The organism is Micromonospora sp. HNM0581 (assembly GCF_012726175.1).
Classification (GTDB): Bacteria; Actinomycetota; Actinomycetes; order Mycobacteriales; family Micromonosporaceae; genus Micromonospora.
Window position 1 is genome coordinate 112,946 of sequence record NZ_JAASAD010000010.1, and the last position, 18,450, is coordinate 131,395.

Sequence of the window (18,450 nt, forward strand, 5' to 3'; positions counted from 1 at the left end):
AGCGGGCTCCGGGACCCGCGCTAGCCTCAGAGTGTGGACGACGGACTACGGGTGACCGACAGGTGGGTGGTTGCCCCGGCCGAGCTGCGGGAACGCTTCTCCCGGTCATCCGGACCGGGCGGGCAGGGCGTCAACACCGCCGACTCCCGGGTCGAGCTGAGCTTCGATCTGGTCGGTTCGCCGAGCATCCCGGAGCCGCTGCGTACCCGCGCGTTGGACCGGCTGGCCGGGCGGCTGGTCGACGGCGTCCTGACGATCGCCGCCAGCGAGCACCGGGCGCAACTGGCCAACCGGGAAGCCGCCCGGGAACGTCTGGTGTCGGTGCTGCGGGCGGCGGTCGCTCCGCCACCGCCGCCGCGCCGTCCGACCCGCCCGTCACGGGCGGCCAAGGAGCGGCGACTCGCGGAGAAGAAGCGTCGGGGTCAGCGCAAGCGCGACCGTCGGGTGGACGGCGAATAGTCCACGTCAGCCGCTCACGACCCGGTCGGGGGCGGTCCGGTCGGGTCGAGCAACGTCGAACAGACCTCGATCAGCCGGGCCCGTAACCGGCCGGCCCGCTGCGCGAACTCACGTTGCCGCGCCACGTACTCGGCCTTGCCCTCCGGCGTCTCGACGGCCACCGCAGGTTGACCGTACGAGGAGAAGTCGTACGGCGAGGCTCGCATGTCGAGTAGCCGGATGTCGCCGGCCAGCTCGAAACAGTCGAGCGCCAGGTCGCCGGGGACGGCGGGACCCAGCTTGGTGGCCCACTTGTGGCAGTCCATGGCGGCGTGTAGGCAGCCCGGCTGGTCCAGGTCGACCTGACTGTCCCGGGTCGGTCGGACATGGTTGAGGCCGACCGCCTCGGGGGTGAAGAACCGGTACGCGTCGAAGTGGGTGCAGCGGATCTGGTGTGACTCGACCACCGCGTCGGTGCCCCGCTGACCGAGTCGCAGCGGAAGCGGATGCCGGTGCTCACGCTGTCGGTACACCATCGCCCACTCGTGCAGGCCGAAGCAGCCGGTGAAGGCGGGTCGGGAGGCGATCGCGGTGAGCAGCCGGCGGATGAAGCGCACCGAGTCACCCCGGTCGTTGCGGAGTCCGTCGACGTCGAGGCGTACCGTGCCGTCCGCGTCCACCGTGTACCAGCGCCAGCGGTGCTGCGGTGCCGGACCGTCCTCGCCGGCCGCCAGGTGGACACCGACGCCCGGGTGCCACCGGCGCAGTATCGAGGGGCGGGTGCCGTAGTAGTCGTACAGGAAGTCCTCGATGGCGTGGCGCTCCCCGGCGGCTCGGCGGGCCCGGTGCCCGGCGGTGAGCGAGTCGGCCCGCCGTTCGTGATCCGCCAGCAGCTGCCACCAGACAGCCGCGGGGAGGCTGGTTACCCGCCGCTCGTCGGCACCATCGACGGTGGTGGGCGAGGTGGGGGCGGGGACGGCGGTCACCGTCCAAGGGTACGGCCGGCGTCCGGCCCGCCTCAGGTCACGTCGACCCGGACGCCGGCCGAGAAGACGCCGCTGCGCAGTTCCAGCCGCTGCGGTGCCTCCCGCCCCGTGATCGTGAAGACCAGCGGCAGCACCACACGGCTCCCGGCGGCCATCGGGTCGGCGAAGACGTCGCGACCCTGGTTAGCCTGGCGGGTGGCCGACTCGTCGGTGGTGACCCAATTGCCGTCCGCCAGGTAGGCCCGTTGCAGTTTGCCGTGCCAGCTCTGATGGTCGGGGGTGACGTTGCGGACCCCGACCGTCACCTGACACTGCCGTGCCCCCCGTCCCGGTTCGCAGGTCATCCGGTAGACGGTGAACTCGAATGCGTCCTCCCGTAGCGGCATTCCGAGGGCCCCGCTGACTCCGGTGCCCTTCCAGGCGCCGCTTGTCGGTTGGCTGTCCGTGTCGATGGTGGTGACGCGGCGGGTGGCTGACCACGCGGCGGCACCAACCGTGCCGGCCAGCACGATCGCGGCCACCGGCACCACGATCCACACCGGTGGCGTGCGACGCCGGGCCGGGGGCCGGGGAGTGGCCGGGCGTGGGTAGATCGTGCCCGGCCCGTCCGAGGCAAGTGCCGCCGCCACCGGCCGTCGGCGGTGTCGCCAGGTGGCCAGTCCCACCGAGCCCAGCACCAGCAGGGCGGCTGCGGCGGCCAGCAGCGCAGGCGCCTGGCGTCGCCAGCCTGCGCGTTCCGGTGACTGCGTGGTCGCCGTCCCGGGTGCCGTCCAGGTGGCGGTGGCGCAGTCGAAGAGTTGCCGGCCGTCGCTGGCGAAGGCGCACGTCGGTGCCGTCACCGGTGCTGCTGCGGTGGTGGTGAGCGTGGTGCCCAGCGTGGTGGTGCTCTGCGGCGGCAGCTTCAGTGTCCAGGTCACCTCGGTGGCCGCCGATCCGCCGTTCCGTACCACCTGACCTCCACCGCTGACCGTGACTGTCGAGACGCCCTGGGGCATTTCCTGACGAACGGTGGTCTGCACGGGTTTGTCGCCGTCGTTGCGGACATCGATCCGGTATCCAGGTGCGGTGCTCGGCTCCGGCGCGACCCGGACGCTCACCGCAGGTCTGGCGGCCGGCGAGACCACCCGGGTCGGCGTCGGTACCGCGGGCGGCGCCGCCGGCATGCTGGGATCCGGGGCGGTGGCCGCCGGGATGTGCGAGACGGTGGCTGTCGGCAGCACCGGAAGGGCGGTCAGCAGTCCGACGCAGTGCACGATCGCCGCGAGGGTCCTGTGGTGTCGTGTCGATGCAGGCATACGAACGAACCTCCGCGACCGACGCTAGGGCCGGGCGCGCGTCGGGCGGGTACGAAGCGGTGATTTGGACCCCGACCGCGAGCTGCGCGGGTAAGCTGCGCGGCCGTACCCTCACGGCACTACATTGGCCTGGTGCGTATCGCTCGTTTCGCTCATGCCAAGGGAATGTCGTTCGGTGTCGTCGAGGGAGAACCGGAGGCGGGTCCGCAGGGGCTCACCATCGCCGAGATCTCCGGCCATCCGTTCGGCCAGATCACGTTCAGCGGGGTTCGCTGGGCGTTGTCCGACGTTCGGCTGCTCTCGCCGATCCTGCCGAGCAAGGTGGTCTGTGTCGGCCGTAACTACGCCGAACACGCCGCCGAGCACGGCGCGGAGGTGCCGAAGGAGCCGCTGTTGTTCCTGAAGCCCTCGACCTCGGTGATCGGTCCCCGGGACGCGATCCGACTGCCGGAGTTCAGCAAGCAGATCGAGCACGAGGCCGAGCTGGCGGTGGTGATCGGTGCCCCGGGTGCCCGCCGGGCGGACCGTGCCACAGCCGAGCGGGCCATCTTCGGCTACACCTGCGCCAACGACGTCACCGCCCGTGACCTCCAGCGGTCCGACAGCCAGTGGACCCGGGCCAAGGGATTCGACTCCTTCTGCCCGATCGGGCCGTGGATCACCACCGGTCTGGACGTCACCGATCTGGAGATCCGGTGCGAGGTCGGTCGTAACCCGGACGAGATGGAGGTACGGCAACTGGGCCGTACCGGCGACATGGTCTTCGACGCTGCGGCGCTGGTGTCGTACGTCTCACACGTGATGACGCTGCTACCCGGTGACGTGGTGTTGACCGGAACGCCGGCAGGGGTTAGCCCGCTCATGGACGGGGATACGGTGAGCGTCCGGATCGAGGGTATCGGTGAACTGACGAACCCGGTGGTGTCGGCGGCCTGATCGCCGTTTCGGCAGCTCAGGAGTGCTCTGGGGAAGTCGATTTGGCCTGTCGGTGCCGGGAGGGTAGAGTTTGTTCCTGGCGCCGCAAGGGGCCAATGGGGTATGGGGTAATTGGCAGCCCGACTGATTCTGGTTCAGTTAGTCTAGGTTCGAGTCCTGGTACCCCAGCGCAGCCGAGATTCCGCAGGGAATCGAGGTCGCTGGATTCTGGTGGAGTTCGGCACGGATGCACCGCGAGGGGCTCCGGAAGCGAAGTCTGGTAGAGTTCGGCGGCACCGCCCGGAAGGGTGGTGCCGCGATGTGTTCTGGCCCCGTCGTCTAGCGGCCCAGGACGCCGCCCTCTCAAGGCGGTAGCGCCGGTTCGAATCCGGTCGGGGCTACAGGTGTTGACGGCTCGTCCCGCTACTGCGGGCGGGCCGTTTTCCTTGTGCCCTGCTTGCGTCGCCCCCTGCGTGAGCGGGCCGGGACGGCGCAGCTAGACTACTGCCGCACCGCCCCCAGGGCAGGTGAATCAGGAAAGTTTCTGGCCCCGTCGTCTAGCGGCCCAGGACGCCGCCCTCTCAAGGCGGTAGCGCCGGTTCGAATCCGGTCGGGGCTACCACCGATCTCGTGCCCGCCGGCTTTCCCGGTCTACCAGGAAGCCGGGCGTGCGAATCACCACCACGACGACCGGGTCCTCCACACCCACGCGTGGCGGTGCCGTCGGGGTGCTCAGAGGCCGGAGAGGCGTTGGCCGGCTCTGACGACGGCCATGGCGTGGCGTTCCCCGGGGCGGCGGCCCAGCCGCTCGATGGGGCCGGAGATGCTGATCGAGGCGATCACCCTGCCGGTGCGGTCACGGATCGGGGCGGAGACGCTCGCCACCCCGGCTTCCCGCTCGGCCACACTCTGCGCCCAACCCCGGCGACGGACCTCGGCGAGGGTGCGGCCGGTGAACTTCGACCGGGGCAGCAGCGGCATCACCGCCTCGGGCGGCTCCCAGGCGAGCAGGATCTGTGCCGCCGATCCGGCGGTCATCGGCAGCACCGAGCCGACCGGCACGGTGTCGCGCAGTCCGCTGGCCCGCTCGGCGGCGGCCACGCAGATTCGCTCGTCTGCGCGACGCAGGTAGAGCTGGGCACTCTCTCCGGTGGCGTCGCGTAGGGCGGCCAGCAACGGCTCGGCCGCTGTTAGCAGCACGTCCGGTGCCGCGTTCGCCAGCTCGCCCAGGCGTGGCCCGGGACGCCAGCGGCCCTGGGTGTCCCGGACCAGCATCCGGTGGATCTCCAACGCCTGGGCCAACCGGTGCGCGGTGGCCCTGGGTAGTTTGGTGCGTTCAACGAGTTCGGCAAGGCTGGCGCCGTCGACGCAGGCGGCCAGGATGACCACCGCCTTGTCGAGAACGCCGACACCGCTCATACTGTGTCCCACAAGCCGAAATTTACCTCCCAGAATTTAGGATGTCCAGATGGTGGGAGTCACTCCTGAACCGAGGACCCTGGCCGAGAAGGTCTGGGACGCACACATCGTCCGGTCCGCTGATGGTGAGCCCGATCTGCTCTTCATCGACCTGCACCTGCTGCACGAGGTGACCAGCCCGCAGGCGTTCGACGGTCTGCGAATGGCCGGCCGCCGCGTGCGGCGAACCGACCTCACGCTGGCGACCGAGGATCACAACACCCCGACCGGGTACGCCGATTCCTCGTTCCAGCAGCGCCGTGGCGACCTGCTCACCATCGCCGACCCCACCTCCCGCATCCAGATCGAGACGTTGCGGCGCAACTGCGCCGAGTTCGGCGTGCGGCTGCATCCGCTCGGCGACGCCAACCAGGGCATCGTGCACGTCATCGGCCCGCAGCTCGGCCTCACCCAGCCCGGCATGACGATCGTCTGCGGCGACTCCCACACCGCCACCCACGGTGCGTTCGGTGCCCTGGCCTTCGGCATCGGCACCAGCGAGGTGGAACACGTCCTGGCCACCCAGACGTTGCCGCAGGCCCGCCCGAAGACGATGGCGGTCACCGTCGACGGTCAACTCGGACCCGGGGTCACCGCGAAGGACCTGGTGCTCGCGCTGATCGCGAAGGTCGGCACCGGCGGTGGCCGCGGGCACATCGTGGAGTACCGGGGCGAGGCGATCCGGGCGCTGTCCATGGAGGGGCGGATGACGATCGCCAACATGTCCATCGAGTGGGGCGCCAAGGCCGGCATGATCGCGCCGGACGAGACCACCTTCGAGTACCTCAAGGGCCGACCGAACGCACCGAGCGGCGCCGACTGGGACGCGGCGCTAGCCTACTGGCGGACCTTGCCCACCGACGAGGGCGCTACCTTCGACGCCGAGGTGACTCTGGACGCCAGCGAGGTCACCCCGTTCGTCACCTGGGGCACCAACCCCGGGCAGGGTGCGCCGCTCGGCGCCACCGTGCCGGATCCGGACGAGTTCGTCACCGAGCCGGAACGGGCCGCCGCCCGTCGTGCCCTGACGTACATGGATCTGGAGCCCGGCACCGCACTGCGTGACCTCGCCGTCGACGTCGTGTTCGTCGGTTCGTGCACCAACGGGCGCCTGGAGGATCTCCGGGCCGCCGCTGACGTGCTTCGCGGCAACCGGGTGGCCGACGGGGTGCGCATGCTCGTGGTGCCCGGCTCGGCCGCGGTCCGAGAGGCCGCCGAGGCGGAAGGGCTGGACAAGGTCTTCACCGATGCGGGAGCCGAATGGCGTTTCGCTGGCTGCTCCATGTGTCTGGGCATGAACCCGGACACGCTCTCCCCGGGGCAGCGTGCCGCCTCGACCTCGAACCGGAACTTCGAGGGCCGCCAGGGCCGGGGCGGGCGTACCCACCTGGTCAGCCCACCGGTTGCTGCCGCCACCGCCGTCGTCGGCCGGCTGGCCGCTCCGGCCGACCTGTAGAAGGGCTGCGACAGATGGACAAGTTCACCGTGCACACCGGCACCGCGTTGCCGTTGCGTCGGTCCGACGTGGACACCGACCAGATCATTCCCGCCGTGTACCTCAAGCGGGTGACCCGTACCGGTTTCGCGGACGGGTTGTTCAGTGCGTGGCGTGAGGACCCGGGATTCGTACTCAACGATCGAGCTTACTCGGGAGCGTCGATTCTGGTGGCCGGCCCGGAGTTCGGCACCGGATCATCGCGGGAGCACGCCGTGTGGGCGTTGCGCGACCACGGCTTCCGGGTGGTGATCTCACCGCGCTTCGGCGACATCTTCCGTGGGAATGCCCTCAAGGAAGGACTGCTTCCGGTCGAGCTGGAATTGAAAGCCGTCGAAGAGATCTGGAACGTGGTCGAGGAGAACCCGACCACCCCGGTGGTCGTCGACCTGACCGTCCGCGAGGTGCGGGTCGACACGGCGACCTGGTCGTTCCCGCTCGACGACTTCAGCCGGTGGCGGCTGATGGAGGGCTTGGACGACATTGGACTCACCCTCCGCCACGAGGCCGGGATCAGCGCCTTCGAGGCTGATCGGCCAGCCTTCCTGCCCCGGGTCGCGTAGTCCGAACGCCCCGATCCGTAGCCGATTTCGCCCCCACCGGTGCCACCGGTGGGGGCGAATCCGTTACGACACAAGGGCTTTTTTCCGCCGAATGTTTGTGTCCCGCCAGCACAGGGCATACCGTGCGCGCAGAATGGCTCGCGTCGAGTCAGTTGCACAATCAGGAGGAAGTAGTGAACAAGGCCGAGCTCATCGAGGCGCTCGCGGTTCGCCTGGGGGACCGGAAAACGGCGACGGCCGCGCTCGACGCGGTCCTCGCCGAGGTCCAGGCGGCGGTCACCAAGGGCGAGAAGGTGGCGATCACCGGTTTCGGAGCGTTCGAGAAGCGCGTACGGGGCGCGCGAACAGCCCGCAACCCGCGTACCGGGGAGGCGGTGAAGGTCAAGAAGACCTCGGTGCCGCTGTTCCGCCCCGGCGCCGGGTTCAAAGAGATGGTGGCCAGCGGCAAGGTGCCGAAGGCCACGGCTGCGGCGAAGAAGACCGCCGGGGCTACCGCCAGGACCACAGGTGGCAAGGCGACTGCGGCGAAGAAGACGACCGCGGCGAAGAGCACCGCAGCCACGAGGACCACGGCGAGCAAGACCGCGGCGGCCAAGAAGACCACCGCGGCCAAGAAGACAGCCAAGGCCGCTCCGGCAACGAAGGCCGCCACGAAGGCCGCCACGAAGAAGGCCGCCCCGGCGAAGAAGACCGCCGCGACGACCAAGGCGACGGCGGCCCGGAAGACCACGACGGCCAAGAAGGCTCCGGCGAAGAAGGCGCCGGCCAAGAAGGCTGCGACCCGGCGCTGAGCCGGTCGTACGGCGAGGGCGCCCACCGGCACGGTGGGCGCCCTCGCCGTGTCCGCTCAGCCGGTCAGAGGCGGTCGGCGGCGACCAGCCGGTCACCGGCGAAGGCGAGCAGCCAGCCCCCGCCCTTGGGGGTGGTGAAGTCGCCGCACCGCACCGCCAACCGCTGTAGGGCACCGGGGATCACCTTGCCCTGACTGCACACCGCCGCCGACGCTCCGGCGGCGGCCAGCGAGGCCAGGCGCGCGGCGGCGGCCAGTACGCATTCGTCGGGCTGTTGGCCTGCCCGCGGTTCGTCCAGGTCGCCGCTGACCTCGATCGGCAGGTCCACCAGGGCGGCGGCCGGATCGAGGGTCTGCACGCACCGGCGTGGCGACGCGGAGAGCAGCCGGGCCGGGCGGATCAGTCCGATCAGCGGCGCCAACGCCTGTGCCTCGGACCAGCCACGGGCGTCCAACGGCCGTCCGGTGTCCGGGCCCGGCCAGGCCAGGCGCTTACCTGCATGCCCGTGGCGTACCAGCATCAGGGCTGCGGTGACCGGCGGCAACGCCGCGAAGGCGGCCAGCACCTCCACGTCGTGCGGATAACTCACCAGGGTCATCGCGTCATCGGCGGACAGCCAACGGACCTCGTCGACCTCCGTGTTCGGCTGGAAGCCGCCGGTACCCACCGCCCGCATCGACCAGTAGTCGACCACCTTGAGCCGGCCCTCGCTGAAATACCGGACCGAGGGCAGCCGCTGCTGTGGCACGGCCTGCGCGTCGGCCTCCTCGGCGACTTCCCGGGCGGCGGCGACCAGCGGATGTTCGCCCGCTTCCAACTTGCCCTTCGGCAGCGTCCAGTCCCCGTACCGGGGCCGGTGCACAAGGCACACCTCGACGTGGTTCCCCGCCGGCCGCCACACCACGCCACCGGCCGCCCGGATCGCGGTCACGCCAACCACCGGGTCCGGCGTCGCCGGCTGGCTCGCCGCCAGGCGTACGGGAAGTCTGCCCGCGCCCGTCGCACGGCCGCCCGCTCCCGCTCCAGCAGCCGGCCCGCGGCCACCGCCAACTCATGGTCGTCGGGCCGGGCGTCGGCCACCGCCCGCCAGGTTTCGGCGGCCACCGCCGCGTCCTGATGCTCACCGAGCAGGTTCTGCACCTTGGCCAGCGCCCGGGCCAGCTTCGTCGCGTCCCCGCCGAGTACCGGGGCGACCGCCGTCACCGCCGAGCGAGCCTGCTTGCCCTGCTTGCGTACGGTGTGCCACTGCTCGTCCGGCCCAGCCGGGTCCAGCGTCGCGACGCCGCCTGGCTTCTTCGGTGTGCCCGCCAGACGTCGCCACGGACGGGCCACGAGTCGGGGCAGCACCCGCCGAGCCGGCGCGTCCGCCCGGGGCGTCAGTCGCGGCGCCCGAGCCGCCAGTACCAGCGCATCGACCAGAGCGAGGTACCGCGCCGAGCGCAGCGCCTCATCGACCCCCGCCAGCGCCTCCTCCTGCCAGCCGGCGAGTGCGGCGTCCAGCCGGTCGACCGCCGCCGGGTCGACCGGGCTGACCGGGTCGGCGGTGGCGGTGCGGCGCAACCGTTCCCGCAGCACCTCCGCGTCCCGGGCGGCCCCCAGCGCATCTGCCAGCCACTTCAACTCGGTGCGCAGCGGGCGTGCCCACGCGGGGCGGACCAGCGGGCCGAAAGTCTTCAGGTCGCTCCGCAACCGCCGGCAGGCGACCCGCATCTGGTGCACGGCGGTGTCGTCGTCGCCTACCGGAGCGCGGAGGCGGACCAGCGGATCGTGTGCCAACAGTCGAGCCACCTCGCGGCGTACCGCCTCGGTGACCACCGCCGCGGCACGCGGATCGGCCGGTAGGTCGTCCGGGGCGACCAGGTCCGGTTCGGCGGTGGCCGCCCGGCCCAGAGCGCGTACGTGTTTCGGGGTGAAGTCACCACCGCCGGCGCCGGCGGCAGTCAGCAGATCGGTGAGCCGGTCGAGCAGTACGCCGTCACCGGCCTTGCGTTCCACCTCGACCTCGCGGAACGCGCCGGTGACGGCACCTCCGTCGTCGAGCACGGTGACCTGGTCGTCGACCACTTCGGCCAGCACCCGACCGGAGTCGTCGACGACCTCCCAGGCGTGCCGTACGGTACGCACCACCGCGGCCGGGGCCAGTGGGGCACCTCGGTGGAACACGGTGACCAGCTCGACCAGCTCTGTCGGCATCGCGTCGGCGGAGCCGGGGCGGGAAATTTCGTGGCGGAGGCCGGGACTGCCGGTCGGCAGCTTCACCGTCCACGGCACCTCGTCACCGTCGCGGTACCGCAGCGAGACACCCGCCCGGGCCAGCCGCAGGTCCACGGTGTCGTGGTAGGTGGCGACCAGGGTCGTCGGCGTCAGTACGCGGACGCTCCCCGAGGCCGGTGCGGCGGGGGAGAGGTCGGGGGGTAGCCACCCGGCCTCCACCGTGAACTTCCGTTCCTCCTCGACCATCTGCTCAGCCTATTCCGGTCCGGTCAACCGGCTGTGCCGCCGACGCGACGCAACAGCAGATGCTGAAGGTGGCTCAGCGGCGTCTCCGGCCGGCCCGCGCGGCGGCTCCAGGTGCCGTCACCGGCCAGCTCGAACGCCTCCACGTCGGGGCTCATCGCGGCACCGAGCACATGGTCGAGTTCGGCTCGGGCCACCGGGTCGGTCACCTGGACCAGCGCCTCCACCCGTCGGTCCAGGTTGCGGTGCATCAGGTCGGCGGAGCCGATCCAGAACTCCGCGTCGCCGTTGTTACCGAACCGGAAGACCCGGGAGTGCTCCAGGAACTGGCCGAGGATCGAGTGCACCCGGATGTTGTCCGACAGTCCGGGCACGCCCGGGCGTAGCGTGCACATCCCCCGGATGATCAGGTCGACGTGTACACCGGCCTGCGAGGCCCGGTACAACGCGTCGGTGATCTCCTCGTCGACTAGCGAGTTCACCTTGAACTGGACGAGCCCCGGCATGCCCAGCCGGACATGGTTGATTTCCCGTTCGATCCGTTCGATCAGACCGCTGCGGATGCCCTGCGGTGCCACCAGCAGCCGCCGGTACGCGGTCTGCCGGCTGTACCCGGTGAGCACGTTGAACAGGTCGGTCAGGTCGGCGCCGATCTCCGGGTCGGCGGTGAGCATGCCGAAGTCCTCGTACAGCCGGGCGGTCTTCGGGTGGTAGTTGCCGGTGCCGATGTGGCAGTAGCGGCGGATCTGGTTGCCTTCCTGGCGTACCACCAGCGCGGTCTTGCAGTGCGTCTTCAGACCGACCAGACCGTAGACGACGTGGCAGCCGGCCCGCTCCAGGGTGCGGGCCCAGCCGATGTTCGCCACCTCGTCGAAGCGGGCCTTCAGTTCGACGAGCACCACCACCTGCTTGCCGGCAGCGGCGGCGTCGACGAGGGCGTCCACGATCGGTGAGTCACCACTGGTTCGATAGAGCGTCTGCTTGATGGCCAGCACGTTCGGATCGGCGGCGGCCTGCTCGATGAACCGTTGCACGCTCGTGGCGAAGGAGTGGTACGGGTGGTGCACGAGCACGTCGCCGTCGCGCAGGGTGGCGAAGACGCTGCGCGGCACCTCGCCCTCGGTGAGCCGAGGATGGGTGGCGGGCACGAACGGCGGGTCCTTGAGGTCGGGCCGGTCGGCCTCACCGTAGAGCTGCCACAGTGCGGAGAGATCCAGCAGGCCACGGACGCGAAGCACGTCCTGGGCGTCCATGTCCAGTTCCCGGACGAGCAGTTCCAGCATGTGGTCGGAGATCGAGGCGGCGACCTCCAGGCGTACCGGTGGGCCGAAACGACGGCGCGCCAGTTCCCGCTCCAACGCCTGGAGCAGATCCTCGTCCCGGTCCTCGTCGACCTCCACCTCGGCGTTGCGGGTCACCCGGAACAGGTGGCACTCGACCACCTGCATGCCGGAGAAGAGCTGACCGAGATGCACCGCGATGAGATCCTCGACCGGCAGCATCCGGACCCCGGGCCGGTCCCGGTCCACCCGTACGAAGCGGGGCACGTTGTTCGGTACCTTCACCCGGGCGAACAGTTCCGGCCCGCCGTCCGGGTCGCGTACCGCGACGGCCAGGTTGAGTGATCGGCCCGAAATGTACGGAAACGGGTGGGCCGGGTCGACCGCCAGCGGGGTGAGCACCGGGAAGATCTTCTCCCGGAAGTAGGTGCGCAGCCGTTCCCGTTCGGCATCGCCGAGGTCGGACCAGCGCAGCACCCGGATGTCCTCGGCGGCCAGTTTGGGCAGCAGGTCGTCGACGTAGCAGGCGGCCTGCCGGGCGACCAGTTCGGCGGCCTTCTCCGAGATCAGCGCCAACTGGGTACGCAGGGGCAGCCCGTCGCCGCCCCGCACGGGCAGGCCGGCGGAGAGCCGGCGTTTCAGCCCGGCCACCCGCACCATGTAGAACTCGTCGAGGTTGCTGGCGAAGATGGCCAGGAACTTGGCCCGTTCCAGCAACGGGGTCTTCTGGTCCTCGGCCAGGGCGAGTACCCGGGCGTTGAAGTCGAGCCAGGACAGCTCCCGGTTGAGGAACCGGTCCTCGGGAAGCGGGTCGGTGGGCACCGGGTCGTCGACAGGCTGCGGCAGCTCCGGCTTCGACACCGGGTCCAGCACCTCCTCCAGGCCGGCGGAGGCAGCCGCCGGGTCGTGGCCCGCTGGGTCCTCGGGGGACGGGCGGGTGCTGCGGAACCGCCCGTCGGTCCCTCGGGGGCGACCTCCGTTGCGGCTGGTGGTGTCGTTGGTGGCGGCGGGGCTGGCGGGGCGTTCGCGAGGGGTACTCACCCGCTCATAATCACCCGAACTTGGTAAACGCAAAATGAACTTGGGGCGGGTTGTCAGGACATCGTCGGCAGCGTCACGCGTACGACGACTCCGGCAGCGTCCGTCTCGACACGGACCCGCTGCCCGAGGCGGAGCAGGCGCAACCCGGAGGCGTCGAACGCCCGAGCCGGGAAGGACAGCTCGGTGCCGTCGTCGAGCAGCAGCAGCCCGCTGCGAGTCGCCGCGTCGAAGGTCGCCACCGTGCCCTGCATGCCAGCACCGTACCGAACGGGCCGGGACGGGCGAGCGCCCGTCCGGTCAGCTCGGGGACTCGGTCAGGCAGCCGGCGGCCACCGCCGCGGTACGCGGGCCCAGCCCCAGCCATGCTGCGGCGGCCAGGTCGTCGGCGGTGTCCACGTCGCGCCGCAGGCTCGGCCAGCCGCCGGTCAGCGGGTACGCACCGCTTGCCGTGTGCGCGGCGGCCGAGTCGGGTCCGAAGCGCGGGTCCAGCGGTACGCCCGGCGGGGCGGCCAGCAGCACGGTGCCGGTGCCCGGTGTGTCAGCCACGAACCGGCGTGCCGCGGGCGGCCCGCTCAGTGCCGCGTACAGCGCTGCCGCCAACTCGGCCGGTCGCAGCGCGGGCAGGTCGGCGGTGAGCCCGGCCACCCAGCCGGTGACGTTCGCCGCGCCGTGCCGGAACGCGGCGTTGAGACCGGCGTCGGGATCCGGAAGTAGCCGGACACCCGCCGATCGGACCACCTGCGCGACCCGGGTGTCGCCGGTGACCACGAGCACCTCCGCCACGCCCGGGGTGGTGCGCACCGCCGCCAGGGTGTCCATGGCCAGTGCCAGGGCCAGGTCCTGATGGGCAACGCCCGGCAGGCCGCCCCGTAGCCGGGTCTTCGCGGCTGACAGGCGCTTGACCGGCACCACCACCGTCCAGGGCTGTGTCACACCTGCCATCCTGCCAGTCGGGCGGCGGTACCCTCACTGGCCGTACCCGGGGCGAGCAGGCATGATTTCGGCTGCGGACCTCACCGGGCTCCTCCGGTGTCGGGTCGGGGCGGGCTTGAAGGAGGCACGGTGGGTCGGCGGAGGCTGGGATTCTGGCAATGGTTCGCCGTGGTGCTGGTCAAGCCGGTGATGACCGTCTGGACCCGGCGCACCTGGCGGGGCATGGAACACCTGAGCCAGGACGGTCCCGTGATCATCGTGCCGAACCACATCTCGCATGCCGATCCGCTGGTCTCGGCGCACTTCGTCTACGACGCCGGGCGTTGGCCTCAGTTCCTCGGCAAGGCGAGCGTGTTCAAGGTGCCGGTGATCGGCTGGATCCTGCACCGGTGCCGGCAGATCCCCGTGGAGCGGGGTTCGGTCGACGCGGTGAAGTCGCTTGACGCCCTGGTCCGGGCGCTCGACGAAGGCGGCGCTGTGATCATCTATCCGGAGGGGACCACCAGCCGGGAACCCGACCTGTGGCCGATGAAGGGCAAGACCGGTGCGGCGCGGCTGGCGCTGACCACCGGCGTCCCGGTGGTGCCCCTGGCGATGTGGGGCCCGGAGCGGATCTTCGACCCGCGCCGGGCGCGGATCAACCTGCGGCCCCGGATCCCGGTGACCGTGGTGGCCGGTCCACCGATCGACCTCAGTCGTTGGGCCGGCGTCGCTCCGAGCCGCCAGGTGTTGGAGGAGATGACCGATGTGATCATGCTGCGGTTGCGGGACATGCTCTCCGACATCCGGGGCGGCACACCACCGCCGCTGTGGCAACGCCCCATCCGCCCGCAAACCGACCGTGAGCGCCCGGAGACGGCGGCATGAGTGGGCATGTGGCGGTGTTGGGAGCCGGTTCGTGGGGGACGTCGTTCGCGAAGATCCTCGCTGACGCCGGCCGGGAGGTGACGCTCTGGGCTCGGCGACAGCCGATCGTCGACGTGATCCGCGCCGAGCGGCGTAACCCGGAGTACCTGCCCGGCGTGGTGCTGCCGGAGCGGGTCACCGCAACCGGCGACCCCGTCGAGGCGATCGTGGATGCCGAGATGGTGGTGTTGGCGGTGCCGTCGCAGACCCTGCGTGGCAACCTCGCCGAGTGGGTGGGGCATCTGCACCCCGAAGCCACCCTGGTGTCGTTGATGAAGGGCATCGAACTCGGCACCACCAAGCGCATGAGCGAGGTGATCGTCGAGACCGCCGAGGTGGCGGCGGACCGGGTGGTGGTGGTGTCCGGCCCCAACCTGGCACCGGAGATCGCCGCGGAGCAACCAGCGGCCACGGTGGTCGCCTGCACCGACTCCGACCGGGCCACCCTGGTGCAGCGGTCGATCACCACGCCCTACTTCCGCCCGTACACGAACGACGACGTGATCGGCTGCGAGCTCGGCGGCGCCGTCAAGAACGTGATCGCGCTGGCGTACGGCATCGCCACCGCGATGGGCTTCGGCCACAACACCCGAGCCATGCTCGTCACCCGTGGACTCGCCGAGACCGCCCGGCTCGGGGTCGCCCTCGGTGCGGATCCGCTCACCTTCGCCGGCCTCGCTGGAATGGGCGACCTGGTGGCCTCGTGCTCGTCGCCGTCGGCCCGCAACCGTACCTTCGGCGAGCATCTCGGCCGGGGTGCCACCCTGGAGCAGGCGCGGGTCGCCACCCGGCAGACCGCCGAGGGCGTCAAGAGCGCCCTGGCGATCCGGGACCTGGCCCGTGCGCACGGGGTGGAGATGCCGATCACCGAGCAGGTCGAGCTGGTCTGTCACGAGGGGGTGGACCCGCGACTGGCGGTCCAGGCCCTGATGAGCCGCACCACGAAACCGGAGTGAGCATGACCGACGAATACCAGTTCCGTTCGCCCCGGCAGCACGAACAGTCGACCCCCGTACTGGGGGACGGCACCCGGTGCGTGCACGCCGGGCTGCCCGAGCCCACCCCCGGCGCGCCGTTCCTGCCCGGGCCGGTGTTCGCCGCGCCGTACCACCTCGACCCGCGGCAGGGGCCGGAGGGATCGCCGAACGGGTACGGGCGTTCGGACAACCCGACCCGACGGCTGCTCGAGGCCGCCGTCGGTGAACTCGAAGGCGGTGACTGCCGGGTCTTCGCCAGCGGTCAGGCGGCGATAACCGGGCTGCTGCTGGCGGTGCTCCGGGCAGGTGACGCGGTGGTCCTCCCCTCCGACGGGTACTTCCCGGTGCGCGCGTTCGCCACCGACACTCTCGCCGGCAACGGCGTGGAAGTGCAGTTCGCACCGACCGTCGGGCCGTACCCGGATCTCGACGGGGTACGGCTGGTGCTCGTGGAGACACCGGCGAACCCCGGGCTCGACGTTGTCGACCTGCCGGCGTTGGCCGAGCGGGTGCACGCCGCCGGTGCCCTGTTGGCCGTGGACAACACGACCGCCACCCCGCTCGGTCAGCGTCCGCTGGATCTCGGCGCCGACGTGGTCGTCGCCTCCGGTACCAAGGCGTTGACCGGACACTCTGACCTGCTGCTCGGCTACGTCGCCACCCGGTCGGTGGACCTGTTGTCGACGGTCACCGCCTGGCGTACCGCCACCGGTTCCGTGCCTGGTGCGTTCGACGCCTGGCTGGCCCACCGGTCGCTGGCCACTCTCGATCTGCGCCTGGCCCGGCAGACGGCGAACGCGGACGCGCTGACCCGGCTGTTGGCCGCGCGTACCGACGTCGACGGGTTGCGCTGGCCCGGGTTGCCCGACGACCCGGCGCATCCGGTGGCGGTGCGGCAACTGCGGCGGATGCCGGGTGTGCTCTCCTTCGATCTCGGCAGTGCCGACCGGGTCGTCCGTTTCCTCGACGCGGCTCGACTGGTCGTCGCGGCGACCTCCTTCGGTGGCCTGCACACCACTGCGGACCGGCGGGCACAGTGGGGCGACGACACCCCTCCCGGCTTCGTCCGGCTCTCCTGTGGGGTGGAGGACACCGCTGACCTGATCGCCGATGTCGGGGCCGCGCTCGACGCCGCCGGCTGACGAGGTCGCCGTCAGGCTGTGACGGCGGGAGGCGGAACTCGGGCGAAGTTGGTGCGCGGCTACGGCGACGGAGGGGCTGACCGGGCCGGCGGTGCCCTTACCGGCCCGGTCAGCGGCTCTGGGGTGCGGTTCCTCCGTAGCTCAGCGGGTCGGCGGAGCCTGGGCGAAGGTGGCCCACGCCGACGGCGGGAAGGTCAGCAGCGGACCGTGCGGATCCTTGGAGTCGCGTACGGCGACGGTGCCGGGGGCGACAGCCATCTCGACGCAGGCTCCCTCGTCACCGCTGTGGCTGCTCTTGCGCCACTGTGTCACGGCCACCGCCGCCTCGATCTCCGGTGTCATCGAACTACCGTCCCTTCGTCAGGTTGAAGATTGCGTCGCGACTGTCCGTCGGGCTGAGTGCGACGGTGCGCAGGTGTTCCATGATCTTGGTGCAGGTACGTAGGTCACCGGGACGGTCGAGGATCATCTGCCCGGCGACCGTCTCCACGGAGGCGATGATCGGGTCCTCCGGGTCGGCGAATTCGAGGATGTGCAGCGAACCCCGGGTGCCCCGGTGGTAGCCGGCTGTCAACGGGATCATCTGCACGGTGATGTTCGGCAGCTCGCTCATCTTTAGCAGGTGGCTCAGCTGGCCCTGCTGTGCGGAGTCGTCACCCACCGGACGTAGCAGCGCGGCCTCGTCGAGTATCGCGTCGAAGATCGGCGGGTCTTCCGCGAAGACCCGCTGCTGCCGGTCGATCCGCATGCGTACCCGCTCCTCGACGTCGTTGTCGCTGAGGGTGTGCGGGCCGCCCCGCATCACACCACGGATGTAGTCGGCGGTCTGCAACAGACCGGGCACCACCGACGGCTCGAAGTTCGAGATGGCGACGGCCTCCGCCTCCAGCGCGATGAAGTCGATGGTGCGCCGGTCGAGCAGGTACGAGTAGGACACCCACCAGCCCGGCTTGCGTGCGTCCTTGGCGAGCTCGACAGCTGCCGCGACGTCGTCCGCACCGACCCCGTAGAGGGTGAGTAGGGCGCGCACGATAGCCGGGCTGACGAGGGTCTGCGCGTTCTCGTAGCGGGAGAGGGTGCTGCGGGTGCTGTTGATCTCATCGGCTGCGGTCTCCAGGGTGAGGCCGGCGGCCTCCCGATGGTGGCGCAGGGCGATGCCCAGTCGACGAGCGCGTGCGGTCTTCGGAGCCATGCATAGATGGTCGCACGTATTTGGGAAGCTGTACATGAGAGAACGTCGGTGAGAGTTGCATTCATGCCCATGGAGCTGTCAGTCTGTTGTTGCGTCCTCACCGCCGGTTGTCGTGGCGACGGTGGTGGTGAGCGACCGGAGGGGATGGGGCGCGCGGCGGTCGGGTTTTCCCCCGTACTCGACCGCCGCGTGCCGCGCCAGTTGGTCGGCTGCCAGGAGGGAATCGACGTGTGCACTGGTCAGCGGGTTTTCGGCGAGCGCCGGGACGGCCGGCGATGACACGTTTCCTGGTGGTGCTCACCGACGTCCGCCCGAACGGGATCGACGGTCGTAACGAGCGGGTGGCGCCCGAGCGGCGCCGTCAGGTGGTCGGCGCGAACAGCCGCGAAGCCGCCGAACGCATCGCCGGAGCGTTCATGGCGCTGGGCATGGTGCGGGCCGGTCGACAACGGGTGAAGGTGCTCGCCATCGGTCGCCGGCACGCGTACGGCGATCGTGAGCTTGCCGGCTGACCTCGGCGCCCGGTAACACTCCGTGTATCATCGGTTGACCGTTTGCAGCAGCGTGGCGTTCCCGCAGGG

19 protein-coding genes and 3 tRNA genes are annotated in these 18,450 nt (G+C 70.7%); 12 read left to right on the forward strand and 10 right to left on the reverse strand.

Features of this window, described 5'->3' with window-relative positions:
* Positions 1–33 precede the first annotated feature (33 nt).
* The gene (gene arfB / locus HCA58_RS14365; protein ID WP_169598327.1) at positions 34–459 is read left to right on the forward strand and encodes an alternative ribosome rescue aminoacyl-tRNA hydrolase ArfB; all 426 of its coding nucleotides are present in this window, start codon (positions 34–36) and stop codon (positions 457–459) included.
* Between the two features lie 14 nt (positions 460–473).
* Here the strand turns inward: arfB and HCA58_RS14370 are convergent, their stop codons facing one another.
* Entirely contained in the window at positions 474–1,424 is a 951-nt protein-coding gene (locus HCA58_RS14370) for a 3-methyladenine DNA glycosylase (RefSeq protein WP_346775989.1), read from the reverse strand.
* 32 nt (positions 1,425–1,456) lie between these two features.
* Positions 1,457–2,719 (reverse strand): hypothetical protein, encoded by a 1,263-nt coding sequence (locus tag HCA58_RS14375; RefSeq protein ID WP_169598328.1) that lies wholly within the window; start codon positions 2,717–2,719, stop codon positions 1,457–1,459.
* Positions 2,720–2,851: 132 nt separating this feature from the next.
* Here HCA58_RS14375 and HCA58_RS14380 point away from each other — a divergent pair, with 132 nt between their 5' ends.
* The 4 genes from HCA58_RS14380 to HCA58_RS14395 all read left to right on the forward strand — a co-directional run bounded on the left by HCA58_RS14380 (position 2,852) and on the right by HCA58_RS14395 (position 4,256).
* A complete protein-coding gene (locus tag HCA58_RS14380; RefSeq protein WP_169598329.1) occupies positions 2,852–3,655 on the forward strand; it encodes a fumarylacetoacetate hydrolase family protein in 804 nt (267 codons plus the stop codon).
* A gap of 96 nt (positions 3,656–3,751) precedes the next feature.
* Positions 3,752–3,823, forward strand: a tRNA-Gln gene (locus HCA58_RS14385).
* Positions 3,824–3,962: 139 nt separating this feature from the next.
* A tRNA-Glu gene (locus HCA58_RS14390) sits at positions 3,963–4,035 on the forward strand.
* A gap of 145 nt (positions 4,036–4,180) precedes the next feature.
* Positions 4,181–4,256: transfer RNA gene (locus HCA58_RS14395), tRNA-Glu, on the forward strand.
* A gap of 110 nt (positions 4,257–4,366) precedes the next feature.
* Here the strand turns inward: HCA58_RS14395 and HCA58_RS14400 are convergent.
* Positions 4,367–5,053: an IclR family transcriptional regulator gene (locus tag HCA58_RS14400; RefSeq protein ID WP_091671614.1), complete on the reverse strand. Its 687-nt coding sequence runs from the start codon at positions 5,051–5,053 to the stop codon at positions 4,367–4,369.
* A 49-nt stretch (positions 5,054–5,102) separates the two neighbouring features.
* On the opposite strand from HCA58_RS14400, the gene leuC reads away from it, so the two are divergent.
* The 3 genes from leuC to HCA58_RS14415 all read left to right on the forward strand — a co-directional run bounded on the left by leuC (position 5,103) and on the right by HCA58_RS14415 (position 7,941).
* A complete protein-coding gene (leuC, locus tag HCA58_RS14405; protein WP_169598330.1) occupies positions 5,103–6,548 on the forward strand; it encodes a 3-isopropylmalate dehydratase large subunit in 1,446 nt (481 codons plus the stop codon).
* A 14-nt stretch (positions 6,549–6,562) separates the two neighbouring features.
* Entirely contained in the window at positions 6,563–7,150 is a 588-nt protein-coding gene (gene leuD, locus HCA58_RS14410; RefSeq protein ID WP_169598331.1) for a 3-isopropylmalate dehydratase small subunit, read from the forward strand.
* Positions 7,151–7,323: 173 nt separating this feature from the next.
* On the forward strand, positions 7,324–7,941 hold the full coding sequence (locus tag HCA58_RS14415) for an HU family DNA-binding protein (protein ID WP_169598332.1): 618 nt from the start codon (positions 7,324–7,326) through the stop codon (positions 7,939–7,941).
* 64 nt (positions 7,942–8,005) lie between these two features.
* On the opposite strand, the gene HCA58_RS14420 is transcribed toward HCA58_RS14415, so the two are convergent.
* The 5 genes from HCA58_RS14420 to cofC are packed head-to-tail and all read right to left on the reverse strand — an operon-like array spanning position 8,006 to position 13,652.
* Complete coding sequence (locus HCA58_RS14420; RefSeq protein WP_169598333.1) at positions 8,006–8,881, reverse strand: NUDIX hydrolase; 876 nt, start codon at positions 8,879–8,881, stop codon at positions 8,006–8,008.
* The gene (locus HCA58_RS14425; RefSeq protein ID WP_169598334.1) at positions 8,869–10,401 is read right to left on the reverse strand and encodes a CYTH and CHAD domain-containing protein; all 1,533 of its coding nucleotides are present in this window, start codon (positions 10,399–10,401) and stop codon (positions 8,869–8,871) included. Before HCA58_RS14425 ends, HCA58_RS14420 begins: the two co-directional genes overlap by 13 nt.
* Before the next feature lie 23 nt (positions 10,402–10,424).
* The gene (locus HCA58_RS14430) at positions 10,425–12,719 is read right to left on the reverse strand and encodes an RNA degradosome polyphosphate kinase (protein WP_169598335.1); all 2,295 of its coding nucleotides are present in this window, start codon (positions 12,717–12,719) and stop codon (positions 10,425–10,427) included.
* A gap of 53 nt (positions 12,720–12,772) precedes the next feature.
* Complete coding sequence (locus tag HCA58_RS14435) at positions 12,773–12,970, reverse strand: cold-shock protein (protein WP_169598336.1); 198 nt, start codon at positions 12,968–12,970, stop codon at positions 12,773–12,775.
* Positions 12,971–13,016: 46 nt separating this feature from the next.
* Positions 13,017–13,652: a 2-phospho-L-lactate guanylyltransferase gene (gene cofC / locus HCA58_RS14440; RefSeq protein ID WP_169598337.1), complete on the reverse strand. Its 636-nt coding sequence runs from the start codon at positions 13,650–13,652 to the stop codon at positions 13,017–13,019.
* A 129-nt stretch (positions 13,653–13,781) separates the two neighbouring features.
* Between cofC and HCA58_RS14445 the strand changes: the two genes are divergently transcribed.
* From HCA58_RS14445 to HCA58_RS14455, 3 genes are read left to right on the forward strand one after another with little or no spacing between them, the layout of a single operon-like run.
* Entirely contained in the window at positions 13,782–14,519 is a 738-nt protein-coding gene (locus HCA58_RS14445; protein WP_169598338.1) for a lysophospholipid acyltransferase family protein, read from the forward strand.
* Positions 14,516–15,514 (forward strand): NAD(P)H-dependent glycerol-3-phosphate dehydrogenase, encoded by a 999-nt coding sequence (locus HCA58_RS14450; RefSeq protein WP_169598339.1) that lies wholly within the window; start codon positions 14,516–14,518, stop codon positions 15,512–15,514. Before HCA58_RS14445 ends, HCA58_RS14450 begins: the two co-directional genes overlap by 4 nt.
* 2 nt (positions 15,515–15,516) lie before the next feature.
* The gene (locus HCA58_RS14455; protein WP_169598340.1) at positions 15,517–16,677 is read left to right on the forward strand and encodes a cystathionine gamma-lyase; all 1,161 of its coding nucleotides are present in this window, start codon (positions 15,517–15,519) and stop codon (positions 16,675–16,677) included.
* A gap of 141 nt (positions 16,678–16,818) precedes the next feature.
* Here HCA58_RS14455 and HCA58_RS14460 read toward each other — a convergent pair whose 3' ends face one another.
* Both HCA58_RS14460 and HCA58_RS14465 read right to left on the reverse strand, forming a co-directional pair.
* The gene (locus HCA58_RS14460) at positions 16,819–17,019 is read right to left on the reverse strand and encodes a DUF397 domain-containing protein (protein WP_169598341.1); all 201 of its coding nucleotides are present in this window, start codon (positions 17,017–17,019) and stop codon (positions 16,819–16,821) included.
* Between the two features lie 4 nt (positions 17,020–17,023).
* Positions 17,024–17,869, reverse strand: coding sequence for a helix-turn-helix transcriptional regulator (locus tag HCA58_RS14465; RefSeq protein ID WP_169598342.1), 846 nt, complete (start codon positions 17,867–17,869; stop codon positions 17,024–17,026).
* A 275-nt stretch (positions 17,870–18,144) separates the two neighbouring features.
* Between HCA58_RS14465 and HCA58_RS14470 the strand changes: the two genes are divergently transcribed.
* Positions 18,145–18,381 (forward strand): hypothetical protein, encoded by a 237-nt coding sequence (locus HCA58_RS14470; RefSeq protein WP_169598343.1) that lies wholly within the window; start codon positions 18,145–18,147, stop codon positions 18,379–18,381.
* Positions 18,382–18,450 lie beyond the last annotated feature (69 nt).

What these genes read in the sequence shown, in the direction of transcription:
- HCA58_RS14375 (WP_169598328.1), bottom strand. Translation starts at nt 2,719, where the DNA reads ATGCCTGCATCGACACGACACCACAGGACCCTCGCGGCGATCGTGCAC.
- HCA58_RS14400 (WP_091671614.1), bottom strand. Translation starts at nt 5,053, where the DNA reads ATGAGCGGTGTCGGCGTTCTCGACAAGGCGGTGGTCATCCTGGCCGCC.
- leuC (WP_169598330.1), top strand. Translation starts at nt 5,103, where the DNA reads ATGGTGGGAGTCACTCCTGAACCGAGGACCCTGGCCGAGAAGGTCTGG.
- leuD (WP_169598331.1), top strand. Translation starts at nt 6,563, where the DNA reads ATGGACAAGTTCACCGTGCACACCGGCACCGCGTTGCCGTTGCGTCGG.
- HCA58_RS14425 (WP_169598334.1), bottom strand. Translation starts at nt 10,401, where the DNA reads ATGGTCGAGGAGGAACGGAAGTTCACGGTGGAGGCCGGGTGGCTACCC.
- HCA58_RS14435 (WP_169598336.1), bottom strand. Translation starts at nt 12,970, where the DNA reads ATGCAGGGCACGGTGGCGACCTTCGACGCGGCGACTCGCAGCGGGCTG.
- HCA58_RS14450 (WP_169598339.1), top strand. Translation starts at nt 14,516, where the DNA reads ATGAGTGGGCATGTGGCGGTGTTGGGAGCCGGTTCGTGGGGGACGTCG.
- HCA58_RS14455 (WP_169598340.1), top strand. Translation starts at nt 15,517, where the DNA reads ATGACCGACGAATACCAGTTCCGTTCGCCCCGGCAGCACGAACAGTCG.
- HCA58_RS14460 (WP_169598341.1), bottom strand. Translation starts at nt 17,019, where the DNA reads ATGACACCGGAGATCGAGGCGGCGGTGGCCGTGACACAGTGGCGCAAG.
- HCA58_RS14465 (WP_169598342.1), bottom strand. Translation starts at nt 17,869, where the DNA reads ATGGCTCCGAAGACCGCACGCGCTCGTCGACTGGGCATCGCCCTGCGC.
- HCA58_RS14470 (WP_169598343.1), top strand. Translation starts at nt 18,145, where the DNA reads ATGACACGTTTCCTGGTGGTGCTCACCGACGTCCGCCCGAACGGGATC.